21 protein-coding genes and 2 pseudogenes are annotated in these 20634 nt (G+C 34.3%); 21 read left to right on the top strand and 2 right to left on the bottom strand.

All coding sequences use genetic code 11. The annotated features are described in order from the left end of the window. Nucleotides 1-274 precede the first annotated feature (274 nt). From KSU66_RS16055 to KSU66_RS16020, 8 genes and pseudogenes are all read left to right on the top strand, one after another. Nucleotides 275-619 (top strand): ArsR/SmtB family transcription factor, encoded by a 345-nt coding sequence (locus KSU66_RS16055; RefSeq protein ID WP_269052487.1) that lies wholly within the window; start codon nt 275-277, stop codon nt 617-619. A 15-nt stretch (nt 620-634) separates the two neighbouring features. Further along, nucleotides 635-1933, top strand: coding sequence for an arsenic transporter (locus KSU66_RS16050; protein WP_269052486.1), 1299 nt, complete (start codon nt 635-637; stop codon nt 1931-1933). Nucleotides 1934-1957: 24 nt separating this feature from the next. Further along, a complete protein-coding gene (gene arsC / locus KSU66_RS16045; protein WP_269052485.1) occupies nt 1958-2377 on the top strand; it encodes an arsenate reductase (thioredoxin) in 420 nt (139 codons plus the stop codon). Between the two features lie 205 nt (nt 2378-2582). Next, nucleotides 2583-3224: a hypothetical protein gene (locus tag KSU66_RS16040; RefSeq protein ID WP_269052484.1), complete on the top strand. Its 642-nt coding sequence runs from the start codon at nt 2583-2585 to the stop codon at nt 3222-3224. Then, nucleotides 3225-4008 (top strand): annotated as a pseudogene (locus tag KSU66_RS16035) (cytochrome c biogenesis CcdA family protein). A 25-nt stretch (nt 4009-4033) separates the two neighbouring features. Further along, nucleotides 4034-4579 (top strand): TlpA disulfide reductase family protein, encoded by a 546-nt coding sequence (locus tag KSU66_RS16030; protein WP_269052483.1) that lies wholly within the window; start codon nt 4034-4036, stop codon nt 4577-4579. A 39-nt stretch (nt 4580-4618) separates the two neighbouring features. Next, nucleotides 4619-5304: pseudogene (locus KSU66_RS16025) on the top strand (response regulator transcription factor). After that, complete coding sequence (locus KSU66_RS16020; RefSeq protein ID WP_269052482.1) at nt 5288-6376, top strand: sensor histidine kinase; 1089 nt, start codon at nt 5288-5290, stop codon at nt 6374-6376. Before KSU66_RS16025 ends, KSU66_RS16020 begins: the two are co-directional and overlap by 17 nt. A 115-nt stretch (nt 6377-6491) precedes the next feature. On the opposite strand, the gene KSU66_RS16015 is transcribed toward KSU66_RS16020, so the two are convergent. Together KSU66_RS16015 and KSU66_RS16010 are read right to left on the bottom strand one after the other, a co-directional pair. After that, nucleotides 6492-7403, bottom strand: coding sequence for a helix-turn-helix domain-containing protein (locus tag KSU66_RS16015; RefSeq protein ID WP_269052481.1), 912 nt, complete (start codon nt 7401-7403; stop codon nt 6492-6494). Beyond that, nucleotides 7404-8267 (bottom strand): helix-turn-helix domain-containing protein, encoded by an 864-nt coding sequence (locus tag KSU66_RS16010; protein ID WP_269052480.1) that lies wholly within the window; start codon nt 8265-8267, stop codon nt 7404-7406. 752 nt (nt 8268-9019) lie between these two features. Here KSU66_RS16010 and KSU66_RS16005 point away from each other — a divergent pair. The 13 genes from KSU66_RS16005 (at nt 9020) to KSU66_RS15945 (ending at nt 20632) form a co-directional block, all read left to right on the top strand. Beyond that, the gene (locus KSU66_RS16005) at nt 9020-9301 is read left to right on the top strand and encodes a DUF5776 domain-containing protein (RefSeq protein ID WP_269052479.1); all 282 of its coding nucleotides are present in this window, start codon (nt 9020-9022) and stop codon (nt 9299-9301) included. Between the two features lie 11 nt (nt 9302-9312). Beyond that, nucleotides 9313-10221: an ATP-binding cassette domain-containing protein gene (locus KSU66_RS16000; RefSeq protein ID WP_269052478.1), complete on the top strand. Its 909-nt coding sequence runs from the start codon at nt 9313-9315 to the stop codon at nt 10219-10221. Further along, nucleotides 10214-10936: a hypothetical protein gene (locus tag KSU66_RS15995; RefSeq protein ID WP_269052477.1), complete on the top strand. Its 723-nt coding sequence runs from the start codon at nt 10214-10216 to the stop codon at nt 10934-10936. Before KSU66_RS16000 ends, KSU66_RS15995 begins: the two co-directional genes overlap by 8 nt. Nucleotides 10937-10970: 34 nt before the next feature. Beyond that, entirely contained in the window at nt 10971-11531 is a 561-nt protein-coding gene (locus tag KSU66_RS15990) for a hypothetical protein (protein ID WP_269052476.1), read from the top strand. 27 nt (nt 11532-11558) lie between these two features. Further along, nucleotides 11559-13652 carry an ATP-binding cassette domain-containing protein gene (locus KSU66_RS15985; protein ID WP_269052475.1) on the top strand — a complete coding sequence of 698 codons (2094 nt, stop codon included), beginning with the start codon at nt 11559-11561 and terminating at the stop codon, nt 13650-13652. Further along, the gene (locus tag KSU66_RS15980; RefSeq protein WP_269052474.1) at nt 13636-14034 is read left to right on the top strand and encodes a thioredoxin family protein; all 399 of its coding nucleotides are present in this window, start codon (nt 13636-13638) and stop codon (nt 14032-14034) included. The genes KSU66_RS15985 and KSU66_RS15980 overlap by 17 nt, the downstream gene beginning before the upstream one ends. A 9-nt stretch (nt 14035-14043) precedes the next feature. Further along, nucleotides 14044-14517, top strand: coding sequence for a DUF6568 family protein (locus tag KSU66_RS15975; protein ID WP_269052473.1), 474 nt, complete (start codon nt 14044-14046; stop codon nt 14515-14517). An 836-nt stretch (nt 14518-15353) separates the two neighbouring features. Next, a complete protein-coding gene (locus KSU66_RS15970; protein ID WP_269052472.1) occupies nt 15354-15932 on the top strand; it encodes a LemA family protein in 579 nt (192 codons plus the stop codon). Further along, entirely contained in the window at nt 15929-16717 is a 789-nt protein-coding gene (locus KSU66_RS15965; RefSeq protein ID WP_269052471.1) for a TPM domain-containing protein, read from the top strand. The genes KSU66_RS15970 and KSU66_RS15965 overlap by 4 nt, the downstream gene beginning before the upstream one ends. 100 nt (nt 16718-16817) lie before the next feature. After that, a complete protein-coding gene (locus KSU66_RS15960; RefSeq protein ID WP_269052470.1) occupies nt 16818-17045 on the top strand; it encodes a glutaredoxin family protein in 228 nt (75 codons plus the stop codon). Between the two features lie 144 nt (nt 17046-17189). Beyond that, nucleotides 17190-18218, top strand: a complete 1029-nt coding sequence (locus tag KSU66_RS15955; protein ID WP_269052469.1) for a sugar-binding transcriptional regulator — start codon at nt 17190-17192, stop codon at nt 18216-18218. Nucleotides 18219-18270: 52 nt separating this feature from the next. Beyond that, entirely contained in the window at nt 18271-19278 is a 1008-nt protein-coding gene (gene gap, locus KSU66_RS15950) for a type I glyceraldehyde-3-phosphate dehydrogenase (RefSeq protein WP_269052468.1), read from the top strand. 169 nt (nt 19279-19447) lie between these two features. Beyond that, on the top strand, nt 19448-20632 hold the full coding sequence (locus tag KSU66_RS15945) for a phosphoglycerate kinase (RefSeq protein ID WP_269052467.1): 1185 nt from the start codon (nt 19448-19450) through the stop codon (nt 20630-20632). The last annotated feature ends 2 nt before the right edge of the window (nt 20633-20634 follow it).

The raw sequence follows: 20634 nt of genomic DNA, 5'->3' as shown, positions 1-20634 counted from the left end.
AAATCGAATACAATAAAATTTGTGGTAAATGATAGTGAATTTAAGTATTCCTCATATCTTTGAAAATACAAGCATTGGGGCTGTAAAGTTCAATTGTATTAAGACTGACGAAGAAGATAGTTTGTGAATAAAATGATTACAGGAGATAGTTCTTGTGGTCATTTTTTATTTTATATCTATTGTATTTAGAGTAAACTTAAAGATTAATAATAAATGAGCTCTTGCACATATAAGGACATGCTTATATACTGTTAAAGGAGTGGAGGGATGATAGATGGTCACAACTACGATTGAACTGCAACGAGCATCACAATTGTTAAAGTTGCTTGGGGATCCGACCCGTTTAAAGATGATGAAATTACTGAAATCACACGAATGCTGTGTGTGTGAATTTGTTGAAATCTTTAAAATGAGTCAGCCGGCGATTAGTCAGCATCTACGTAAACTGAGAGATATTGAGTTAGTCAAAGAACAGCGTAGGGGACAATGGATTTTCTTTTCTATTAATGAAAGTCATGAAGATTACCCTTTTATTAAAAGCATATTGGAACACCTACCAGAACAAAATGAATCAATAACAGAACTTGAGGCACAAGGACTTCGGGTTTGTTGTGAATAAGGAGGAGAAAGTAAGTTGGTTTCAGCTACTACTGCATCATTAATTTTTATACTTACACTTGTTTTCGTGATTTGGCAACCTAGAAATTTATCGATTGGTTGGTCTGCGTGTATTGGGGCAGTAGTTGCTTTGATAGCAGGAGTTGTCAATTTTCAAGACGTTATCGATGTAACGGGAATTGTATGGAATGCTACACTCGCGTTTATTGCTATTATTATTATTTCATTAATATTGGACGAGATAGGATTCTTCGAGTGGTCTGCTTTACATATGGCGCGATTAGCAAAAGGCAGCGGAATTCGTATGTTTGTCTACGTCACTCTTCTAGGTGCAGTGGTTGCGGCCTTGTTTGCAAATGACGGGGCTGCTCTTATACTTACGCCAATTGTTTTAGCAATGGTACGAAATTTGAATTTCAATGAAAAGATGATTTTCCCATTTATAATTGCCAGCGGTTTTATAGCTGACACGACTTCAATACCATTGGTCGTAAGTAACTTAGTGAATATTGTTTCCGCAGACTTTTTCGGTATCGGATTTGTGGAATACGCATCTCGAATGATTGTCCCGAATCTATTTGCACTAGTTGCGAGTATTTTAGTGCTGTTGTTATTTTTCCGTAAAAGTATTCCAAAAGACTATAAAGTATCGGATTTAAAAGAACCGAAAGATGCTATCAAAGATATAAAGTTGTTTCGACTAGCTTGGGTTATCCTAGTTGTACTACTCGTAGGGTATTTCACTAGTGGGGTTACGGGATTGCCTGTCTCTATTATTGCTGGGCTAACGGCTATCTTCTTTATGCTTATGGCACAAAGAAGTCCTGCAGTCGAAACGAAGCAAGTACTTAAAGGGGCTCCTTGGGCAATTGTATTCTTTTCAGTTGGGATGTACGTGGTCGTTTATGGATTGCGGAATGCAGGTCTGACAAGTGTCTTGGCGGATGTCATTCAGCTGGCGGCCAATCAAGGAATTTTTGTCGCAACGATTTCGATGGGCTTTATCGCGGCAATATTATCATCAATTATGAATAATATGCCCACAGTTATGATTAACGCTTTAGCGATATCGGAAACGAACACATCAGAACCGATTCGTGAAGCATTGATTTATGCAAATATTATCGGATCGGATTTAGGTCCGAAAATAACACCAATCGGTTCATTGGCCACTTTATTATGGTTACATGTCTTGTCTCAAAAAGGCGTCAAGATTTCTTGGGGTAGCTATTTTAAAATCGGTATTATTTTAACGGTACCTACACTTCTGATCACACTAATTGGATTGTATTTATGGCTTTCGTTCATACAATAAAAAGTTGAAAAGGGGATTTTTATTATGTCGAAAAAAACACTCTATTTCTTATGTACAGGTAACTCATGTCGTAGCCAAATGGCTGAAGGATGGGGAAAAAAGTATCTTGGTGAAGAATGGCAAGTTCTTAGTGCGGGAATTGAAGCGCACGGGGTCAATCCAAGTGCTGTTAAAGCGATGAATGAAGCCGGCGTTGACATTTCGAATCAAACTTCAGATATTATTGACCCGCAAATCTTAAATAACGCAGATTTTGTCGTCACGCTTTGTGGCGATGCGGCTGATAAATGTCCGATGACACCAGCTCATGTCAAACGTGACCATTGGGGATTTGATGACCCTGCAAGAGCAGAAGGAACGGACGAAGAAAAATGGGCGTTCTTCCAACGTGTACGCGATGAAATTGGCGCAAGGATCGAACACTTTTCTAAAACTGGTGAATAAGTAAATAATGCATTTTTAATAAAGAAAGTAAACGGGACCTTAATGGGTCCTTTTTCTTTTGGAAAAATTATCAACATCATTGTTTACATATTCTAATAAAAAAGAAATAAGAGAATAACCTCTAATAAAATCTGGCTTTCGTCAAACCTTCATAAAGCAACAGTATGATAATAATTGAGTGATTTTGTACTGGAGGAAAGAATCTATGGCAAGTGTACAAACTTCAATCGCAATAATGGTACTTAGCTTACTTATGGGGTTTCTATCTTTTTATTCGCTAAGTAATTTACCGAAAAAGATAAAGAAAATTTATATGGAAGAATTAATGTCACAACTTACGAACTTCGTCATATTTATGTGGGGTAGTAAAATCATCTTAAATTTCTTAGTTTTCATAAATGATCCATTGGCAATCTTAGCCTATCCTGGCGATTCAAAATCTTTTTACTTAGCCGTGCTTTTTACAATTGTAACAACTGGAGTAAAAGCTAAACGAAAAAAGATTGACATAGCTACTTTTTTTACTGCTTTTATTTTTCTGTTTTTAACGACATCGTTTGTATATGAATTTATTCAAGTTGTGTGGAATAAGAATACATACTTCGTCAACTACCTGGGTTTACTTGCCGTACTTATTGTTGCACTGGTAATCATGCGTGACCGAATAGTCGAAGATAGGTTAAGTGTAATCATATTTATCAGTTGGACTGTAGGCACGCTAGTTTTAGCCGTTACGATGCCATTAATGATGATATTAGGCTATACAATATTACCTTGGTTTTTGGTTTTACTATTACTGTTTACGTTGCTAATGAACGTTATTTATAAAAGAAGGAAGGTAATATAAATGGGTGGAATTGAGACAGATACGATGTTGGTAGTAGGAATGTTTTTGGCGTTAGGTGCAGGGGCGCTATCTTTTTTATCACCTTGTGTATTACCAATATTTCCTGCATATTTATCATATATTACAGGCATCAGTGTAAAAGAGCTGCAAGGAAATCAAGATGTTAAAATACGTAGTCAATTATTAAGTCACTCAGTGTTCTTCTTGTTAGGTGTTTCACTTATTTTTATTAGTTTAGGTGTCGGGGCTTCATTTTTGGGGCAATGGATCCAAACGTTATTAGTAGGTGACACAGGTCTCCTAATCCAACGCGTAGCCGGTGTCTTTATCATATTTATGGGGCTTTTTGTTGGCGGTTGGATTAATGTAACGGCGTTGCGGTTGGATTAATGTAACGGCGTTAATGAAAGAAAAGCGTTTCCAATCAGCAAAGAGACCTGTTGGCTATTTAGGTACTTTTTTTGTAGGTATGGGATTTGCTGCTGGGTGGACACCGTGCATCGGTCCGATTTTCGGATCTATACTCTTTTTGGCCGCAAGTAATCCAACACAAGGAATTGTGTATACGGTCATGTATGTCATCGGTTTTGCACTGCCCTTCCTTATCTTGACATTTTTCCTGGGATCAACCAAATGGATTGTACGTCGTAGTCAAATCATTATGAAAATCGGTGCCGTCATTATGATTATTATGGGGTTGATTTTATTTACAGGTCAACTGCCTCGCATTACAGAATTTCTTCTTAAGTTAGTACAAGTTACATGGTTTGAAAAGTTAGGCTGATGACTAATAAGGGAGGAAATAAAGAATGAAGAAAATGATTTTTATTGCGGTGGTATCGGTTATGCTGGGCTGGGCGGTGTATGAATTTGCGTTTTCATCAAAAGAGCAGGCTGATAGTAGCGTGCATGTAGTCGAGGAATCCGATGAGATTGGAATTCGAAGAGGTGAGCTGGCTCCTGATTTTGAACTTACAACATTAGACGGTGAAACGGTTAAGTTGTCGGATTACAAAGGGCAACGAGTTATGCTGAACTTTTGGGCAACATGGTGTCCTCCTTGTCGCGCAGAAATGCCGGATATGCAAAAGTTTCAATCAGAAAAAGATGTGCAAGTTTTAGCAGTGAATTTGCTCGAAACAGAATCGAGTCCAGATAAAGTTCAAAATTTTATAGATGAACTGCAGCTAACTTTGACAGTTCCATTGGATGAAGTATCTGCTGTTTCAAGTGAATATGAAATCATGGCTTATCCAACATCATTTATGATTGACTCAAATGGACGAATCCAATTCATCGTGATGGGTGCTTTGAATTATGATTATATGGTCCAGCAGTTTGAAATGATGCAATAGGTCACTTCCGTCATGTAAACTAGGAATGGGGTGAGTCTAATGAAGCAAACAATAATGGTTGTCGAAGATGATAAAATGATTCGACAACTCATCGTAATATATTTAAAAAATAGCGGCTATGAAGTTGTTGAGGCAGCAGATGGTGAAGAAGCAAAAGCCGTTTTTCTAGAGCATCATCCATGTTTAATAATCCTCGACTTAATGCTTCCTAAAATAAGTGGTGAAGACTTTTATGCGTGGATTATTGAGCAAAAAAGAAATGATGTTTCTGTTATTATGCTTTCAGCTAAAGTCCAAATAGATGATAAAATATCAGGTTTAAAATTAGGTGCAGATGCTTATATGACAAAACCTTTTGATCCCAATGAGCTTATTGCACAAGTAGAGGCAGTACTTCGCAGAACTGGCCACATATGTCTAAAATTGTGACTGATGGTTTGTGTATTATGCCAAACAAAGGAGAAGTATTACTTTACGGAAAAGACATACAACTAACAAAGTATGAGTTTAGTTTACTGCATCATTTTATGCAAAACCCCAACATAGTGTTGTCGCGTGAACAACTTATTAATCAAATATATCCTTATGGAGAACGTGATGTTATGGACCGAACCATTGATGCACACGTTAAGAAGCTTCGGGAAAAAATTGAAAAGGATACATCAGAACCTAAACGAGTTCAAACCGTCAGAGGAATGGGGTATAAGTTTGTCACGAATAAATAACTTATATAAAAAAATAATGCCCTCTGGATTTCTTTGGCGTATCACAGTTTTAAATATTATAGTTATTGTATCGGCAACCGCTATTAGTGGTTGGGCATTATATAATACAGCTTGTTTTCTTGCTGCTGGAGTAGGAAATTTAGATGTTCACCGTCAACAACAATTTAATAGTGTATTAAGGAATTACTTATGGATATTTATGATAACTGTAGCTTTTCTTTGGAGTTTTCGACATTACTATTTTATGAAGCGTTTAACAAAACCAATTAGAAGTTTAATAGAGTCAACTCAACAATTAAGGCATGGTCATTATCCTGAACTTGTTAAAGTCTATAAACAGGATGAAATAGGTCAATTAGTTATAGAATATAATGGACTTATTACACAGTTAGAAAATAATGAGCAGCAACGAAAAAAAATTGTAACAGATCTATCCCATGAAATAAGAACACCTTTAACGAACTTAAATGGTTATCTACAAGCGTTAAAAGATGGTGACATAGTTGGTGATACTGAACTATTTGGATCTCTTCATCAGGAATCCAATCGGTTGTCTCAAATGATTAACCAGTTCGAGCAATTAAAAGAATGGGATTACATAGCGGCAAACTCTATAGTGAAAAAAGAAACTCATGAAATTACTGAAGTACTTAGTCAATCTGTTGCCATGTTTAATAAAGAATGGAAACAGAAGAATATACCAATAAAACAAAATATTGAACCGTGTAAAATATCAGTAAATCTCGAAGGAATGCAACAGGTTATTAATAACCTATTAGATAATGCTATTCGCTATAATGAAGGAATGGCCCCAATTTTATTAACAAGGGAAACCCGGGGAGAAAGTTATCGTATTTCTATTACTGGGCAAAGCACACCTATCCCAGAAATAGAAAAAGACAACATATTTAGAAGGTTTTATCGGCTTGACGTCTCTCGAAGTCGATTGACAGGTGGTTCAGGTTTAGGGCTGGCTATCTCTAAGGAAATCATTGAACGGCATCATCAAGGTGAGATAGGTGTTGAAACAACTGATAACAGCAATACGTTTTGGGTGCTAATACCTTTATAATAAATTAATAGAGAAAAGCGTTGGAAAAGGTCTTATACCTTTTCCAACGCTTTTTTAGTCAGTAATCTTTAGATGAAAAATCAATAAACATAAAATTGATATATGTTATTTCTATTTAATAATTATTTATATTTTGTTCAACAGTATATAATTTTTTCTTAAAATACTTTTCATATTTATCTGCACTTACTTTCATATTTAAAACTTTAAAAATATCTATCGATTTAACAGCCATTTTTTTGCCTTCTATTACGTTTCCATTTTGCATCAAACTGATTCCAGATAAAAATTCTAGTAGATTCTTTTCAAACATTAAATTTAAAGTTGTAAGCTTTCTTTTTGCGATATTTAGATAATAGTCGGCTTCTTCTAATCTATCGTTATTTAAGCAAGTCTCAACAATCCTAATTAATACGGTAATAATTTCTTTTTCATATGTTTGTAAATCGGAATAAAATCGTAAGTTGTTTAATAACTGATTAGCCAAAAGTAAGAGTGTATTTATATCCATCTCTAAAACTAAAATACAAATACCAAATAATTTAATTTCATAATATCCCCATGTATTGATAGATAATAAATATTGTTTGAGAGGCTCTACTATTTTATCATCATAGCTTTCAGACTTAACATTTTGAATTGCACAATATAAGACAATAGACAAACGTTGGTAAAATTTTTTTTGTGTTTCTTCATATATATTATCTACTTCATCTTTCATATCGATAAGTTCATTGATATTACCTTCTAAATATATTTGTTTACATTTATTTGTAAGTTCTTCTTTCTCGCCTAAAGAATAGTCATTATATATATACCAGAATTCATCTAAACTAATATTTAACTGCTCAAGTAATTTAAATAGCAATTCCGTTGATATATTACTAAGGTTTTTTTCTACTTTTGAATAAAAAGATGTTGATATTATTCCGCTAGCTATTTTACTTTGTGATAATCCTTTGTTTGTTCTAATTAATTTTAATGCATCCCCTAACTGCATCAGCATAACCTCTATTCTTAAACTCATTTACTCACTAAAATTTTTGATTGTTTCTTCTAAATATTGTTCATACTGTGTAGCCATTCCATTCATATTCAAGGAATTAAAAATGTCAATTGAAGTCATAGCAATTAGATAGCCTTCATCACTTTTAAGATGATGAATTAAACTAATACCAAAAAGATAGTTGATTAGATTTCTTTCAAACATTATTTTTTCTGAAGTTAATCTTTTTTTAGCAACAGCGATGTAATAGTCAGCTTCTTCTAATCGATTATTATCGAGACAAGTAATAATAATATTAATTAAAACAGTAATAATATCTCGTTCGTGAAAATTATAAGTGGAATAAGGTTTTAAGTTGTTTAATAACTGATTGCTTAATAAAAGAACTGTATCAACTTCAAAAGCTTTTATACAAGTAGTGAATAGTCTTATCTCATAATGTCCCCAGGTTTCGACAGAGAATAAATAAGATTGAATAGGATTTATAATTTCTGGATCATATTTTTCTGAGTTGTATGTTTGTATTAAGCAATAGAGCAAAATTGCTAATCTATTATAAAAATCATCGCCAGTTGATTTGTAAATCTCTTCAACTTCATTTTTCTTTTCTTCAAGTTTGGTTATATCGCCAGCATAGTAGATTTGTTTACACTCATCATCAATTTTTTTCTTAGATGTGTGGGAATAATCATTATAGATATACTCAAACTCTTCTAAAGCAATATCCAAATTATCCAGAACTTGAAAAAACAAATCCGCAGATATATTACTGTTTTCATTTTCGAGTTTCGAATAAAATGACGTAGAAATAATATCAGCTGCAACTTCTTTTTGCGAAAGCCCCTTGTTTTTACGGATAATCTTAAAAGCTGCACCCATTACCATAAGAAATCCAACCCCCAATATTAAATTAATTATACCTCAATTGGCAGAAAAGTCTAGAAATCCAAAATATTACAAGGATATTTATTATTAACCTCTAATTTAATCAGTTGATAGATATTTTTTAGAATGCAGTTTGTTCTTGTATTTGTAACTCTCTTCTATAGATGTATTTAATTAGTGTTTTTCTTTTAAGATATGTTTTTAATATTGTTCGAAATCCACTATAGGATAAAAGAAAATAGGATATGACTGAAATTGAGAACATAGCTATTAATGACGATAAGCTAAGGTTAATTAAAAGATAAAGAATTTAGATTCAAACTAAATCTACTAAATTTACTAAGAAAAGAAACTATGTAGTGTATATTCCTAAATCCACTATAGGACATAAGAAACTAAGATATGACTCCAAAAGAAAATAGAGCAACTAAAGCAGGTAAGCTTAGTTTAAATTAAGTAACCAATAGAAGGAGGTAAACGTAATGCTAAACCTAATTGATCTAGTCAATACAATAACAGGAATAATTCTTTATATGTAATAAGAAATCCACTATAGGACATAAGAAACTAAGATATGGGCACAAAAGAAAATAGAGCAACTAAAGTCGGTAAGCTTAAAATAAATGTACTAACAGATAGAAGGGGGTAAAGGTAATGCTAAGTTTAATTGATTTTGTAAATACTATATCAGGAATTATTTTATATATGTAATTAGAAGTTGTTATTTAACAAAGAAGTGGAGCGATTCTCTTATGGACTTTCAACTAGATAACGTCAATAAAAAAAATAAAAGAATTAATTATAATAATTATTATATTAAGAATCCGAAAAGAGTGAAAACGCTAGTCCCATTAAATGTTTATAAAACAACGGAATTCATAGATCGTTACTTAAAAGAAGAAGTTCCTCTGAATACTTACTTTGAAGTAAATGATATTGAATTGTCTTTTGATGGTTATCCAAGACTAAAAATAAAAAAAGGATATTGTTCTGCTAATAAAGTATTCGTTAAGCAAGTATTTGAAAAAGAGTAGGAGAGAATATTATGAATACAATTGTTTCTGAAAATATACTTTTAAGTACAAATAAATTAGTCAAAACTTACAAAGACTACCATGCTGTAAATGAAGTGTCTATGACTATAAATAAAGGTGATATCTATGGGTTTATCGGACAAAATGGTTCAGGAAAGACAACATTTATTAGGTTGCTAACGCAATTAATAGAAAAAAATTCAGGAAGTATTAATTATGTTGCTAAGGAACAAATAAAAATAGGCGCTGTAATTGAGGGACCTGTTTGTTATCCCTACTTATCGGCCAGAGACAATCTCAAGTACTATGCGATTCAAATGAATATTAATGATAAAAATAGAATTTCTGAGGTTTTAGAGTTTGTAGGTCTTGAAGACACTGGTAAAAAGCCATTTAGTAATTTTTCTTTAGGAATGAAGCAGCGCTTGGGTTTGGCATTAGCAATTTTAGACAATCCAGATTTTTTAATTTTAGATGAACCTGTTAATGGACTAGATCCACAAGGAATTGTCGAAATCCGTAAAATAATTCAACGTCTTAATACAGAATTTGGGACAACTGTTTTAATCTCAAGTCATATATTGACTGAGCTTTCCATGCTTGCGACAAGGTACGGAATTATTAATGAAGGCAGATTAGTGAAAGAACTGACTAAGAGTGAGCTGGAGCAAGAATGTGAGCATTATATTATTTTAGAAACATCTGATGACAAACGAACGATAGATATTTTAACAGGGTTAGGATATGACGTGAAAAAAAATCAAGATGTTCTTACTTTGAAAGAAGAGAATTCAACTATGCCTAAAATCTCAAAGTTATTATTCGATCAAGCGATTTATATGTTGAACTTTTATCATAAAGAAGAAAATTTAGAAGATTATTATTTAGATTTAATTGATAGAGGTGTAAGTGATGTTTAATATTTTAAAATCAGATTTTTTCAGAATTATTAAAGGTAAATTATGTTTTTATTCTGCAGTTGGGATGGTTGTATTAGGTGCATTCTTTAGTTTTCTCGGCTCAGATAAACCTGCGTTTGAAATTGTTCAATCTGGTTTATCAAGTAGTTCACTTTTTCTTCCTATATTTCTTACAAATATACTAGTTATCGTTTGGGGACATGAGTTTAGTTACCGTGTAGTAAATAACTCCTTAATTTCTGGAATAAAAAGATCTACCTTTTTCCTAAGCAAAACGATTTTAACTTTTATACTTACTATTTTATTTATTTTGATATACTCGCTTAGTTTATTTGCGACAACTTATGCTCTTCAAGGTGGGTTTGATCCGCTACCATTAGTAAAAATTGTTTTAGCTCAAATACCTTTATATTTGACGGCAAGCGCTTTAGGGATTTTATTATTTAATACCATTAAGTCTACGTATGTATCTGTAGCGGCATTTATTTCAATTGCATTTATTGGAGATAGTTTTATTTCAAATATTATAGCGACTTATTTGCCTAAACTTGAATCAATATTGGATACTCTTTTCTTTACCAATATTAGAAGTGTGACAAATCTACCGGATCTATCTACAAACCTTTTACTTACAATTTTTACAAGTAGTATCGCATATGCTTTATTAGCATTATTTGTTAGTTACTCGTCATTTAACACAAGAGAATTCAAATGAAAATTAAAAAAAGGAAAAAAAGGAGAGGTTTATTTTGAAGAAAAAATTTATTGTTATAGGCGTTGTATTACTATTTGTAGGGGTTTGGGGTTACACATCTGTTTCGCAATCGAATACTGATATTCAAGTTGGTGAAACCTGGGAGCTGAATTCCAAGCAGCTTCAAAACATTTCATTTAATAAAGTCTCTCAAAACATTAAGACTGAAATTAAAGAAAGTGATAATGAAATTACAACGATAACATTAAGTGGGAAAGTTTCTGAAAAAACTAAAACAGCATTAGCTACATCGGTTTTAACGGAAGATAGTGCAGCTATTAACTTTTCAAAAAAAGGTGAAGTGAAATTATTTGTTACTAGTGAAGGCAAAGATGAGTTAACACTTTCGGTTAATCTAGCGAAGGATGCGACATTCAAAGAAATGAACTTTGCAATGGATGTTGGGAGCGTAGTGATTAATTTACCTGAGAGTTTTGATGGTAAGTATGAAACGAAAGCAGAAGGCGACGGAGAAGTTAGTGTTCCTGAAACAGGAGAGAGTATGGATAGTTTGATTCAAGTAAAAACAATTGGAAACATTGAAATAAATAAGTAGGGAGATAAGGATATGTATGCTCATTCAATGCAAAAATCTAGCACTGACTGTGGAATAGCTTCCTTAAAAACGATTTTAAAACAGTTAGGTTTCAATTTGAGTAGCGAAAGTGATTTATATAAAAATTATAATATCAATAATGATCAAGGCTTATCCTTATATGAATTAAATCAAATTTTAATCAATTACGGAGTGTTATCTGATTCATATGAGGTCTCTGATTTTGAACAACTAAAAAAAGTTGAAAAACTTCCAATGATGATTGTAGTTGAAAATGATGGGTTAGCACATTATGTTGTTGTTCATAAAATAGATAAGAATAAGTTCACTATTTCAGATCCATCAATGCCTAACATTATAGAATGCGAAGAAGATTATATTAAATCTATTTTTTTGGGATTTGCATTATGTATAGATAATATTGACATTATTCCTCGAGAAATAGGAAAGGAATCGAAGAAGAAAAAGAAGGAATATAGTTTAGGTGAAGTTTTATATAAAAATATAATGAAAAACATTTCAATTAAAATAAAGATGAAAATGGTCCTATTGATGTTCCTCAAGTATATGTTACCTATGGTTTCAACGATTTTTATTCAAAGTTTCATGCAGGCAAACAATGACCATATAACAATACAAAATATGGTGTTCCCATCTATATTTACATTTGTGATCATCCTGTTATTTTACTTTATAAATATAGAGGAAGCACAGCAGAAAGTTATTATTGAAAATAAAATGCAGGCCACTATTTTATCTAAATATTATAATCAAAAAATTAATGATTTAGATTCAGGAAAGAATTTAGATAATGTGACAGGTTATTTCTGGAATCTATTGAATTCAGTTTCTGGATTGCTTCAAAAATTTTATTTTAAATTAAATATTGTTTATGTTTTATTCTTATCAATTTTACTATATCAATTTAGTTCATTATTAACATTCTCATTAATTTTCTGGTTTATGATTTTCTCGATTTATTTAAAAAAGCAAATTCCTAAAATTAGAAATGAAGAGCGAAACATTGTAGGGAAATCTTCCAGCTTTTCATATGCGATTGAAAACAATATAAAAACTTCATTAGATATTAATTTGTTTTCTAAAAATGTAGAATCAGAAGACTTTGTCAAAGAAAAAATGAACGATTTTCTAAAGAGTAAAATAAATAGAACGAAAATCGAGTCTAAGATATCATCTACTTTTCAATTGATTATTACGCTAATGACAATTACCTCCTTCATTATTTTTGGTCTTTTATCTTTAAAAGGAGAATCAAGCGACTTAATTAATACTTCCAATAGTATTTTCCTTATATCTATAATACTAAGCAGTCTTTCTCCAGTAGTTCAAACTTGGCTCGTCTATCAAAAAAGTACTATAGCAATAGACTACATACAAAGTAGTGAAGATTATAGCGAGGATCAGGTTCTTAAAGAGAAAGAAAAACTAAATCTAAAAAATATAAAAAAGCTTTCTATTGATCAACTAAATTTTAGTTATGAAGAAAACAAAGAAATAATTAAAAACTTTTCCGCTAAATTTGAATCTGGTAAAATCAGCGCAATTACAGGAGAAAATGGATCTGGAAAATCTACTTTAATTAAAATAATATCAGGAATTTTAGAGCCGAGCTCAGGTTACATAAATATTAATAACTCAATATCAAAAAGCTCCTTAAAAGATATAGATATTAATGATTATATTAGTATGTATTCGCCTGAATTTAATATTTATGGAAGTACGGTTGGGAGAAACATTCGTTACAAAGTATTTAATGAAAAATTAAAAGATGACGAAAAACTCAAATATGATGATATTTTCAATTTAAATTTGCCTAATCATTATTTGCTACAAAGTAACGGAGTTAACATTTCACAAGGACAAAAGCAGAAAGTACTACTAATGAGGGCGATGAGCCAAGAAAAAAGTATTTATATATTTGATGAACCTTCAGGAAACTTAGATAGTAAATCAAAAATAGTATTAATGGAGAACATAAAAAAGTTAGCTGTTGAAAGAAATAAAATTGTGATTTTGATTAGTCATGAAGAAGAATTATTAAAATATGCAGATAATATTATTAATGTTGAACAGGAGGTCAGCAATGAGAAAATTAATTAATGGAATTATCGCTTTTATCATCTTAGCGCTAATTGTCTTAGTTTTTGTAAATGTCACTTCGGATAATATAACAAATAATAAAATCTCGATTACAAAGATCAATGATGTGTTAGAGAATGATGAAAGTACGTTTGTTTTTGTCGGAAAAAGATCATGTCAAGAATGCAAAAAATTTCAGCCCATTCTAGAAGAAGCTGCTAAAAGGACTGATACTTCCGTCTATTATTTAGACACAGAGAACGCTAAAAATGAGTCGTTTTTAATTGAACATAATATACAAGGAACTCCTACATTATTAATTATTAAAGAAGGAGTTATTGAAAGGGTTGAAGGTTATCAAGAATATAACGTAGTTGAAAATATATTATTAGGTAAAATTTAATATATTGGAGTGATTATTATTAAGAGAAAAGCTTTGCGGAATATTTTGTTTTCTGTAGTAGTAATCGGTATTTTTTTAATAGGTACTACCGTCTATTCATTTAAAAACGAAGACGAAAAGTATTTAGCTGTATACGATACTGTAGATTTTATTACTCATACATCGTTTGAAGGGCTGGTATCAAGCGGGGAAGACTTTTATGTCTATATCAGCATACCTACTTGTGATGAATGTAATATTTTTGAACCTAAAGTGATCAACTTAATAAATAATAATAAATTAGAATCACCAATATTTTATTTAGATGCAAAAGATCTTATAGAAAATGAAGAAAAGTGGGAAGAGTTCAAAGAACTATATGATGTTCTGCATACGCCGGTTATGGCTAGGTATTCAAAGGGAAAGTTAGTAGATAAAGTAGAATGGACAAGTGAAACAGGTATATCTATTAAAGATGTTGACTCATGGATAAAGAAACAATAAATTTTATTATCATTCAAATTTGAAGGGAGGTGAACACATGAAAACTTTGACACAAGCAAAAGCGAAAGAAGTTAATGCAGGTTTCTGTATCTTTAAGATAGGATTCGTTGGTATTTTCTGTTGGTAAATAGATAAGAAGAATATTTGAAGAGAGGTGAAAAAATGAAAACTTTGACACAAGCAAAAGCAAAAGAAGTTAATGCAGGTTTCTGTATCTTTAAGATAGGATTCGTTGGTATTTTTTGTTGGTAAATAGATAAGAAGAATATTTGAAGGGTGGTGAACACATGAAAACTTTGACACAAGCAAAAGCAAAAGAGGTTAATGCAGGTTTCTGTATCTTTAAAATCGGATTCGTAGGTATTTTCTGTTGGTAATTAGATAAAAAGAATACTTGAAGGGTGGTGAACACGTGAAAACTTTGACACAAGCAAAAGCAAAAGAAGTTAATGCAGGTTTCTGTATCTTTAAAATCGGATTCGTAGGTATTTTCTGTTGGTAATTATTAAAAGTAAGAGTGCATTTATCTATAAATTTAGCAGTGAACAATAAATAGAGCTGTCTCAAAAGCCATTATTATGACTTTTGAAACAGCTCTATTATTATGTTGGGGACCAATACTTATATTTGAAAAACAATAAAAATTTTACAGTAGTGAAATGTAAAACCAATTTTATATACCTTCTATTAGTTTTATATAAGATAATTTTTAAACTAGTTATGAAATACATGAAACTTTTTGTTGAGTAGACTAGTATATATTAGTATCGACGAAAGTTTTAACTAATGACATAGGTGGGTAGAGTAAACAATAAACTATATTAAGGGGCGATAGCATGAAGAAGATATTAGGACCAATAGGGATTATTGTAGCTATACTTGTAGTTATAGGAATGATACTTATACCAAGCTACAACAAATTTGTGACTGCGGAAGAAAACGTTGACCAATCATACGCGCAAGTGGAGAACCAATTGCAAAGAAGAGCTGATTTAATACCAAATCTAGTAAGTACTGTTAAAGGATACGCAAGCCACGAAGAGAAAGTGCTTAGTGACATCTCTGAAGCGCGTACTCGATTAGCCGGTGCAAGTGGACCTGAGGACCAGGCGGCAGCAAACGATGAATTGTCTGGTGCACTGAGTAGGCTGTTAGTCGTTGTTGAGAACTATCCGGATTTGAAAGCAAACGAAAACTTTATACAGCTTATGGATTCATTAGAAGGAACTGAAAACCGGATTGGTGTCGCGCGGAAGGATTACAATGACGAAGTGGCATCGCTTAACCGACAAGTAAAGCGTTTCCCAGGAAAAATAGTAGCATCTATTTTTGGATTTGATGAAAGAGAGTATTTTAAAGCGGACGAAGCTGCGAAAGAAGTACCGAAAATTGATTTCGGGGATGACACTGATTGATTCGACAGTGGGCACGTTTTTTAACGATAGCGTGTTTAGTCTTCCTATCTGTAGTCATAACGTCCACGTCTGCAGCTGACGCGGCTGTTCCGATAGTACAAGACTCTGCGGATGTTTTAACATCTGAACAACAATCAGAAATTGAACAACTTGGCATACGATTATACAACGCAACAGAATCTGAGCTAGCGGTTTTGGTTATTCCGAGTATTGGCGATGAGCCAGTAGAACAATATGCGGTTGAAAAATTGAGGGAGTTTAAATTAGGCGCGGCAGATAAAGATAACGGAGCCTTGCTCGTCGTGACAACCGAGGCTAATTCAAATGGGAATCGACATTTTTACTTGAGTGTTGGGTATGGATTAGAAGGAGCGCTTCCTGATGGGAAAGTGGGGCGTGTGATTGATCAGGTTGCCATTCCATATTTGCAAGATGAGCAGCCTGATATGGCAATTATGGAAGCTTATAAAGCATTTTATAATGCGATTGCTTCCGAATATGGATTAGAAGGAGATCAATTACCTGTGGATACTGTCACGGGCGAATTTAACGATACAGAAGAAGGTTTTCCGTTCTTTATAATTATTGTTATTGCGATCATTATCATTAGTGCTATGAGAAGCGGTGGCGGTGGTACAGGTGGCGGTCCAGGCGGGCGTCGTCGCGGTGGCCCGGTCATATTCCCGGGTTCATTTGGCGGTGGAAGTTCTGGCGGCGGTGGAGGATTTGGTGGTTTCGGCGGAGGTGGTTCCGGAGGTGGCGGCGGAGCAGGTCGAAGCTGGTAAATCTATTCTAATACGAACGAGATGTGCAAGGGCAAACTTGTGCATCTCGTCCGTTTTTCAATTATGATGAAGTTATTATGAAAAAAGCGTGGTGTATTGAATGCATATCACTTTTTATACAAAGCCCGGTTGTGCACTGTGTGACGAAGCAATGTTAATGATGAAGCTTGTACAAGAGGATTATCCATTAACGTGGACGGAAATCGATATTCAAACCGACGATGAAATTCACGAAAAGTATTTACTCATGGTGCCTGTTATTGAGAAGGATGGTAACGTGGTGACCTACGGCAACATAGGATATGTAGATATTGTCGAATTATTTTGAGTGCTCGGTAGGTAATAAAAGTTGAATTATTCAAGAATTTGAGTTATGCTATTTGTAGAAGTAATAGGCATTCATATTTTTTTGGTCTCGGTGGGACGTTTTCGGTCTTAGTGGGACGGTGGGTGTCCAGGGGGTGGTAAGCCTTTGAAATATTCAATGGAAGCACAGAGTAAGCTAGTTCCTGAAATGATGGACGTTTTACAAGAGAGATATCGGGTATTGACATACGTGGAAATGGCTGGGCCTGTTGGCAGACGACCACTTGGTGAAATGGCTGGGTTGTCGGAGCGAGAAACACGTACGATGATGGATCTTTTGCGAAAACAACAACTCATTGATATTGCGAAAAATGGAATGACAATAACGAATGAAGGTAAAGAAGTACTAGAGTCACTTAAGCCGACAATGGAACAGTGGTCAGGGCGGTTATCTCTAGCAAATCGACTCAAGGCATCCCTTGGGATTCATGCCGTTAAAGTTGTTGCGGGGAATAGCGATATTGATGTTGCAACGAAGAGTTTACTTGGTATGGCAGCAGCAAAAATGTTTGTTACACATATAAATAAAGGTGAAACAGTTGCTGTTACAGGTGGGAGTTCAGTTGCGTCAATCCCTGCCTATATAGATATAGAGAATGATGCAAGTAACTTGTTGTTCGTTGCGGCTAGGGGTGGTGTTGGTCAGGATATTGGATTGCAGGCGAACGTCATTGCGGCTTCTTTTGCAGAAGCATGCGGCGGATCTTACAGCCCATTTTATTATCCTGAATCACTTAGCGCGGAAGCTCATGAGGCATTTCGCAAAGACCCTTCCGTTTTAAAAATGATTGACCTTTATGATGAGGTGGATTGTGTGTTGCATGGAATTGGCGATGCGCAAACAATGGCCACAATGCGAGGTTCCTCAGAAGAGGAAAGGGTCATGCTGAAAAAAACAGAGGCAAAAGGTGAAGCTTTCGGTTATTATTTCAATCGTTATGGGGAAGCTGTACATCGTATACGGACAATTGGTATACAGACTGATCAGATAGAAAGAGTGCCACTTCTGATATCAATTGCGGGTGGAAGTAGTAAGGCTGAAGCGATTTTATCGTATATGGCTACTGCGCCAAAGCAAACCATTTTAATAACGGACGAAGGCGCAGCAATTGACATGGTGAATAGATTAACATAGAAACCACATTTTATTAAAAAACTAAGCAACATAAAACTTGGAGGGATTTTTAATGACATTGAAAATGGCTATTAACGGATTTGGACGGATTGGACGCGTTGTATTTCGCGAAGCACTAAAATCAGAGGAAGTTGAAATTGTAGCAATTAACGACTTAACAGATGCAGCAATGCTTGCACATTTACTGAAATATGATTCAGTACACGGTGTCTTTGACGCTGAAGTTAGCTCAGACGGAGACTATCTGATTGTAAATGGTAAAAAAGTACGCGTATACGAAGAAAGAGACCCTGCAGCATTACCATGGGGAGAACTTGGCGTTGACGTAGTAGTTGAATCAACAGGAATCTTTACTACACAAGAAGCACTCTCTAAACATCTTGAAGCAGGAGCGAAGAAGGTTATATTGTCTGCACCTGCTAAAGGCGACATCACAACACTTGTTATGGGTGTTAACGAAGAATCGTATAACCCAGAAAAAGATAATATCGTTTCAAACGCATCATGTACGACAAACTGTCTTGCGCCGATGGTAAAAGTATTAAATGATAAGTTCGGTGTAAAACGTGGTCTAATGACGACAATTCACTCTTACACAAACGATCAAAACCTACTTGATTTACCGCATTCAGATTACCGCCGTGCACGTGCAGCAGCTGAATCAATGATTCCAACGACGACTGGTGCAGCTTCGGCAGTAACGAAAGTAATTCCATCACTAGAAGGAAAACTTGACGGTATGGCAGTTCGAGTACCAACACCAAACGTATCACTTGTGGACTTTGTTGCTGAACTTGATAAAAACGTAACAGTTGAAGATGTGAATAACGCATTCAAAGAAGCATCAGAAAACGAATTAAAAGACATCTTAGTATACAGTGAACTTCCACTTGTATCAAGAGACTACAATGGCAACCCATCTTCATCAACGATAGACGGTCTGTCAACAATGGTACTTGAAGATAATATGGTAAAAGTTATTTCATGGTATGATAATGAAACAGCATATTCAGCACGTTGTATCGATTTAGCGCTTTATATGTATGGAAAAGGATTGTAATCATAGCCAGAATGAACAATACCTCTTATAATTAAAGTGGGTAAAGAGGAGCGGGGAAACCCGTTCCTTTTCTTTAATTTTATTCTAGGATTTAGACCTGAATAAAGTTAAAAATGCAATCATGCTTAGGCGTGATTCATTTAAATAAAACAGGAGGTGGGCATTTTTCATGAAGTCAAAAAAGACGATGAAAGATATGCAGCTTGAGGGGAAACGTGTATTTTGTCGGGTAGATTTTAATGTACCGATGGAAGAGGGAGCCGTAACAGATGACACAAGAATACGTGCTGCGATTCCAACAATAAACTACTTAGTAGATCACGGTGCGAAAGTAATCCTGGCGAGCCATCTCGGACGTCCTAATGGAGAAGTTAATGAAGAATTAAGGCTTACTGAAGCTGGAAAGAAACTTGCAGAACTAATCGGAAAGCCAGTAAATAAACTGGATGAATCGATTGGAGAAGAAGTAGTAAGCGCTATTTCCGCAATGAAAAATGGTGATATTACATTACTTGAGAACGTTCGATTCCATGCTGGAGAGGAAAAAAATGCTCCAGAATTGGCGAAAGAATTTTCAGAACTAGCAGACGTCTTCGTGAATGATGCATTTGGTGCTGCACACCGTGCGCATGCTTCGACAGCAGGGATTGCAGAGTATATTCCAGCAGTATCTGGTCTTTTGATAGAAAAAGAACTAGACGTGCTTGGAAAAGCACTTTCAAAACCAGACCGACCGTTTACAGCAATTATCGGCGGCGCGAAAGTGAAAGACAAAATAGGTGTCATTGATCATTTATTAGATATCGTGGATAACCTAATTATCGGCGGTGGACTTGCGTATACCTTCATGAAGGCACAAGGCCATGAAATAGGGAAATCTCTTCTTGAAGAAGATAAGATGGATCTAGCGCTATCATTTATTAAGAAAGCTGAAGAAAATGGCGTTAAGCTCTACTTGCCAATTGATGTAATCGTCGCGGATGATTTCTCCGCAACAGCGAATACAAAGGTTGTGGAATTGAACGCAATGCCGAAGGATTGGGAAGGTCTTGATATTGGACCTAAAACTGCAGACCTTTATGCAGATGTCATTGAAAACTCGGAACTGATTATTTGGAATGGACCGATGGGCGTGTTTGAATTAGAACCCTTCGAAGGTGGAACGAAGCGTGTCGCTGAAGCAATGGCCAATACAAAAGGGTATACAGTTATCGGTGGCGGCGATTCTGCAGCAGCGGTAGAAAAATTCAATGTAGCTTCAGAAATGGACCATATTTCAACGGGTGGCGGTGCTTCTCTTGAGTTTATGGAAGGGAAAGAGCTACCAGGCGTTACAGCACTTGATGATAATTAATA

The organism is Sporosarcina sp. G11-34 (genome assembly GCF_026931025.1).
The sequence above is the reverse complement of the archived record's forward strand: the minus strand, read 5'-3'. Positions and strand labels throughout refer to the sequence as shown.

Coding starts and splice junctions, on each gene's coding strand:
- KSU66_RS16055 (WP_269052487.1), top strand. CDS start 275: ATGGTCACAACTACGATTGAACTGCAACGAGCATCACAATTGTTAAAG.
- arsC (WP_269052485.1), top strand. CDS start 1,958: ATGTCGAAAAAAACACTCTATTTCTTATGTACAGGTAACTCATGTCGT.
- KSU66_RS16040 (WP_269052484.1), top strand. CDS start 2,583: ATGGCAAGTGTACAAACTTCAATCGCAATAATGGTACTTAGCTTACTT.
- KSU66_RS16030 (WP_269052483.1), top strand. CDS start 4,034: ATGAAGAAAATGATTTTTATTGCGGTGGTATCGGTTATGCTGGGCTGG.
- KSU66_RS16015 (WP_269052481.1), bottom strand. CDS start 7,403: ATGAGTTTAAGAATAGAGGTTATGCTGATGCAGTTAGGGGATGCATTA.
- KSU66_RS16010 (WP_269052480.1), bottom strand. CDS start 8,267: ATGGTAATGGGTGCAGCTTTTAAGATTATCCGTAAAAACAAGGGGCTT.
- KSU66_RS16005 (WP_269052479.1), top strand. CDS start 9,020: ATGGACTTTCAACTAGATAACGTCAATAAAAAAAATAAAAGAATTAAT.
- KSU66_RS16000 (WP_269052478.1), top strand. CDS start 9,313: ATGAATACAATTGTTTCTGAAAATATACTTTTAAGTACAAATAAATTA.
- KSU66_RS15995 (WP_269052477.1), top strand. CDS start 10,214: ATGTTTAATATTTTAAAATCAGATTTTTTCAGAATTATTAAAGGTAAA.
- KSU66_RS15985 (WP_269052475.1), top strand. CDS start 11,559: ATGCAAAAATCTAGCACTGACTGTGGAATAGCTTCCTTAAAAACGATT.
- KSU66_RS15980 (WP_269052474.1), top strand. CDS start 13,636: ATGAGAAAATTAATTAATGGAATTATCGCTTTTATCATCTTAGCGCTA.
- KSU66_RS15970 (WP_269052472.1), top strand. CDS start 15,354: ATGAAGAAGATATTAGGACCAATAGGGATTATTGTAGCTATACTTGTA.
- KSU66_RS15960 (WP_269052470.1), top strand. CDS start 16,818: ATGCATATCACTTTTTATACAAAGCCCGGTTGTGCACTGTGTGACGAA.
- gap (WP_269052468.1), top strand. CDS start 18,271: ATGACATTGAAAATGGCTATTAACGGATTTGGACGGATTGGACGCGTT.
- KSU66_RS15945 (WP_269052467.1), top strand. CDS start 19,448: ATGAAGTCAAAAAAGACGATGAAAGATATGCAGCTTGAGGGGAAACGT.